Origin of the sequence: Pusillimonas sp. (genome assembly GCF_035515275.1) — a bacterium.
Classification (GTDB): domain Bacteria; phylum Pseudomonadota; class Gammaproteobacteria; order Burkholderiales; family Burkholderiaceae_B; genus Pusillimonas.
The window spans coordinates 1-4,270 of the sequence record NZ_DATJBQ010000016.1; the positions used below are offsets into that span (position 1 = coordinate 1).

The window sequence follows — 4,270 nt, forward strand, 5'->3', positions numbered from 1 at the left end:
CGAAAGACAAAGGCATACCTACGGTAGAAGCCATTAATTCGCCGCCGATGGTGGGGGTTCCCGGGCAAGGTTCAGACCCGAATACCTTTGGCAATGTGGCTCCGGATGCGTATCTTGCGGGGCAGTTGTCGGCCGCCGCAGCGATTGTGAATACGAACGGCAACGCGCAGGTCGTCATTATGGACACCTCGGAAGTGTCGGCCTCGCCCACCATTGTCAAAGGAATGAAGGACACCTTGGCAAAGTGCTCGGGTTGCTCGATCGTGCAAGTTACTGATACCCCGTTAGAGCAGTGGTCGACCGCGCTGACCGGGCTGGCTGCAACCATTGTGCGCAGCCATCCGCAAGTCAATTATCTGCTGCCCATCTACAGCGACATGGGCATCTTTGCCGCGGCCGGCATTCAGCAGGCAGGCGCGGCCGGTCGTGTGCACATCGCGTCGTTCAACGGCACTCCCGCCGCTCAGGCATTGGTAAAAAGGGGCGACATCTACGCAGTCAACACAGCCGAGGATCACGACTGGATAGGTTGGTCGGTGGTGGATCAGGCAATGCGCGGCATGCTTGGCATGGAGCCGGCCCATCCGGTCGCACCCATTCGGTATGTGGGCACGGCCGATCTTAAAGACGTCGACACGACTTCGTCCAGAAGTTTGTCGCTGGCGCTATTCGGCGATGATTACCAAGAGGGCTATCTCAAATTGTGGGGCCTGAAATAATGGATGCCGCGGCTTCATCGTTTGTGCCTGCGTCGGCAGTACTCGAGGTGCAACATCTGGGCAAACGGTTTGGCCGCACCCTTGCCTTGCAGGACGTTTCAATGACCGTCATGCGAGGCGAGGTGCATGCCTTGCTCGGGCATAACGGGTCGGGAAAGTCGACCCTGGTCAAGATCATCAGCCATGTACTGGCGGCCGATCACGGCACCGTCATGGTCAACGGTCGCGATGGTCAGGCGGCGCAGGTGGGCGTGGTGCATCAGGACCTGGGCCTTTGCAATGACGCGACCGTGCTTGAAAATTGCTGCATGGCCGAGTACCAGGCCACCCGCTTCGGTCGTATCGACTGGGCGGCCGAGCGCCGCGTGGTCGAACCCATACTCGAGTCTTTGGATGCGGGCTTTTCCTGCATGCAGATGGTGCGAGACCTTTCTCCGGCGAATCAGGCGATAGTGGCGATTGCTCGCGCGTTGAAACATGCAACGCGTCGCGGTTCGCTCGATCTGCTGGTTCTTGACGAAGCCACGGCACGGCTGCGGGGCCGTGATGCAGAAAAGGTGCTGGCGACCGCCGGCCTGGTGGCGCGCCAGGGGGGCGGGGTACTGATTGTGACGCACCATATGAACGAGGTTCTGCGCGCCGCCGATCGGGCGACGGTGCTGATGAACGGACGCGTGGCAGGTGTCGTGAATGTGGCTGAAACCACCGAACAGGAACTGCTGCAGTTGGCCAGCGGCCGTCGGGTAGAGTCCGGCAAACAGGCGAGCGCCTGCTTGTCTTCGGCTCGCTCTACCGCCGAACCGGTTTTAAGCGTCTCCCATCTGCACGGAGACCGCTTTTACTTCGCCGACGAGATCACGATCAGTGCGGGCGAGGTGGTCGGCCTCACCGGGGCGCCCGGTGCCGGGCACGAGGAAGTTCCCTACTTGATTGCCGGTGTGCCGCATTCGGGTAGTGCACAGGTCAGCGTGTCGGGAAGACGGGTGCGGTGCAAAGGTACACACGAAAGTCGCCGCTATGGCATCGGGCTGGTTCCGGCAGAGCGGCTTTCCCAGGGGATTCTGCTTCAGGCCACGGTTCGCGAGAACCTGTCGCCGCTGGTTCGTTCCTGCCATACCTTGGGGCGCATGCTTTCCAAGCGCCGCGAGTGGGCCTGGGCGCGGAAAATCTGCGGCGCGTTCCAGATCAAGGCGTCGGAGCCCGACGCGCCCATCGCCACGCTGAGCGGGGGCAATCAACAAAAAGTATTGCTGGCGCGGGTACTTGAAGACCACCCCAAGGTTCTGCTGTTGCACGAACCGACCGAGGGTGTTGATGAGATGACCCGGCGCGATCTGGTCGCCCTGATACGCAAGGTGGCTGCACAAGGCACCGCCGTGTTCTATGTGTCATCCGACACTGACGAAGTGGCGGGTTGTGCGGACCGCGTGCTGGTCGTGCGCGAAGGAACCATTGCGGCTGAGCTTTCCGGAGGATCGGACATGGTCGATCGAGTTTACGCCGCTTGTTACTTGACACAAGAAACCCCCATTTAGGAGCAACAGCAAATGCGTGCAGCAAGAATTTACAAACATGGCGGGCCCGAGGTTTTTACGGTTGAAAACGACGTGCCCGAGCCGGTTCCAGGCGCCAACGATCTGTTGATAAGGCAGGTGCGCACGTCTGCAAACCACCGCGACGTCTGGATACGAAAAGGCCTGTCTGACGATACGTTTCAAATCGAACTGCCCGCCGTGCTCGGCGTGGATTTTTCGGGCGAGGTGGTAGAGGTCGGAAAAAATGTCACTGAATTTGCCGTGGGAGACCGGATTGTGGCAAACCCGCAATTTGCTTGCGGGCATTGCCATGCCTGCCGGGGCCAGCGTCCCCAGTTTTGCATGAACGTCGATATTGCCAACGGCTCGTACGCCCAATATGCAAAAGTGGCCGAGGGCCAGGCGATACGGCTTGATGACTCGGTTAGCGCGGATGCGGCCGCTTGTTTTGCCAATACGTATATAACGGCTTGGGAAATGCTTATTAACCGAGCCAAGATCACGCCGGAAGACACTGTATTCATCTGGGCGGGCACCAGTGGGGTGGGTAGTGCGGCGGTCGATATCGCAAAGCTGGTCAATGCAAGAATAATTACCACCGCTGGTCACCCGCATAAGCTCGACATTCTAAAAAAGCGTACCTCGGGGCTGGTGCTGGATCACTACAACGACGACATCGTCAACGAAGTTCTGGAGGCGACCGACGGCGTCGGGGCAACCGTCGTTGTCGAACATACCGGGGCGGCCACCTGGGAGCGCTCGATGCTGCTTGCCAGTGCGGGCGCCCGAATCGTCAACGCAGGCCTGACTACCGGCCAGACGCTCAAGACCGACGCCGTCATCATGATCATCAAGCAACTGACCATAATGGGCTACAGTCTGGGCACCATGTCGGGGGCCAAAGCTGCGGTCTCGTTCTTGAACAAAGGCAGCTTGTCGCCCTTGATCGGCGAAAAATTGCCCTTGTCGCGCATCAGCGAAGCCCACGAAATGCTGGAAAGCGGAAAGGTCGCCGGAAAAATTCTGCTGAACCTTGACGAATAAGGCTACAGTGCGGGCGCGCCTTAAGGGTTGGCGCGCGGCAGGCTGCTTCGTTGAAGCAGCTGCCGCATCCACGCATGGCCGCTAACCAGAATAATGCCGGCGCCCACCATTACTGCACCCAACACAAAGCTGGGGTCCAGCGGCTCGTCCAGCAGCCATACGCCAAACACAATGCCGAACATGGGTGTCATGAACGAGAACACGCCGACGCGCGACGCCAGGTAGTTGCGTATCAGCCAGAACCAGGCAAGCAGGCTTATAAAAGCCACCACGATGGTTTGAAATGCCACGCTGCCCACTGCCAGCGCCGTGGGTCGAAACCCCGTCTGGCCGGAAATGACAGCAGCGGCAAGCAGCAGTATAAAAGCGCCGATCAACTGATACAGCAAGGTTTGGGTGGCGGGGGCGGAAGAAAGGCTGGTGCAGCGAATGACCACGGTTGTGGCGCCCCAGGCGGCGCCGGCCAGCAGGCCAAGAAAGTCGCCCAGCAACATGTTGGAAGCCTGCGGCGTAGCCAGGGCGGCGTCACGGCCGATAAAGGCCACAACAATACCAATGAAGGCGATCAAAATGCCGACCCATTGCATGGGGGCCAGCTTCTCTTCGGGTAGCCGCCAGTGCAGCCCCACGGCCGCAAAGAAAGGAGCGGTGTACACAAACACCGTCATGTGCGAGGCAGTGGTGTAGCGCAGGCCTTCTCCAAGCAGCAGAAACTCGAGCCCGAACAGCGCGCCCACCATCAGGCCCGGGCGCCAGTTGCCGTCTTTAAGGCCGAAAGGCTGGTTCCGCAAGACCATTAACAGTGCGACAAGTACGGCGGCAAGGCCCGAGCGTATCGAGATCTGCCAGATGGGCGCCACGTCAACGGCAGCGGCCTTGATGGCAATTTGCTGAAAAGCCCAGGTCATGCAAAGCACGACCAGCATGCCGAAGGCCAGGCCGTCGATTCCCTTTCTTTGCTGCATGTCCCTC

General features: G+C 59.8%; 4 protein-coding genes. 3 read left to right on the plus strand and 1 reads right to left on the minus strand.

What is annotated here, in order from left to right; all coding sequences use genetic code 11:
• The 3 genes from VL003_RS00925 to VL003_RS00935 all read left to right on the plus strand — a co-directional run.
• On the plus strand, positions 1-719 hold a 719-nt coding region (locus tag VL003_RS00925), incomplete at its 5' end, for a substrate-binding domain-containing protein (RefSeq protein WP_325438657.1).
• Entirely contained in the window at positions 704-2,254 is a 1,551-nt protein-coding gene (locus tag VL003_RS00930; RefSeq protein ID WP_325438659.1) for a sugar ABC transporter ATP-binding protein, read from the plus strand. The genes VL003_RS00925 and VL003_RS00930, both read left to right, overlap by 16 nt.
• 12 nt (positions 2,255-2,266) lie before the next feature.
• Positions 2,267-3,298 carry an alcohol dehydrogenase catalytic domain-containing protein gene (locus tag VL003_RS00935; protein WP_325438661.1) on the plus strand — a complete coding sequence of 344 codons (1,032 nt, stop codon included), beginning with the start codon at positions 2,267-2,269 and terminating at the stop codon, positions 3,296-3,298.
• Positions 3,299-3,318: 20 nt separating this feature from the next.
• On the opposite strand, the gene VL003_RS00940 is transcribed toward VL003_RS00935, so the two are convergent.
• Positions 3,319-4,270: DMT family transporter (locus VL003_RS00940; protein WP_325438663.1), on the minus strand; the 952-nt coding region annotated here is incomplete at its 5' end.